1 pseudogene is annotated in these 467 nt (G+C 60.4%); it reads right to left on the bottom strand.

Annotated features, from left to right (window positions below):
- Positions 1-113: 113 nt before the first annotated feature.
- Positions 114-467, bottom strand: a pseudogene (locus tag I6F36_RS38675) (FMN-binding negative transcriptional regulator); the annotation flags it as partial.

Raw genomic sequence — 467 nt, 5'->3', positions numbered from 1 at the left:
CCTTTGAGCATGATCCCGATAAGTGGGCATCGGTGTTCCGAAACGATCATGCTGAGCAAAACTATAGAGCGGACCATCAGTCGAAGAAAAGTCACGACCTCTAGGCCTGAATCGGGAATGAGGGGAGCCACTTGCCGATCCGGCGGTTTTTCGCTCGCCGCAAGGCCGGCGGCGACGCCGATGCGGTCTGCCTCGCGCCGATTCTGACTCATCTTGCGCTTGCCCTCGAACCTGGTGACCGGAATGCGCACCCCGACGATGCCGCGCAGTTGCGCGGCGATGAAATCAGCGGGGGCGTCGCTGACAGCCCAAGGGTTCGTACGCGACTTCTCATGACATTCGTCAGCCGTGTGACCACCTCGAGCAGACGTTCGGGCTCCTGGAAGAACTCGACCGGCCCGTACGCGTGGACGGCGATGTAATTCCACGTCGGCACCACCTTCCCAGTTTCTTGCTTGGTGGCATAC

The organism is Bradyrhizobium sp. BRP19 (assembly GCF_020194195.1).
In the GTDB taxonomy this organism is placed as follows: Bacteria; Pseudomonadota; Alphaproteobacteria; order Rhizobiales; family Xanthobacteraceae; genus Bradyrhizobium; species Bradyrhizobium yuanmingense.
Note: the sequence above shows the minus strand (reverse complement) of the source record. Positions and strands in the feature narration are given on the sequence as shown.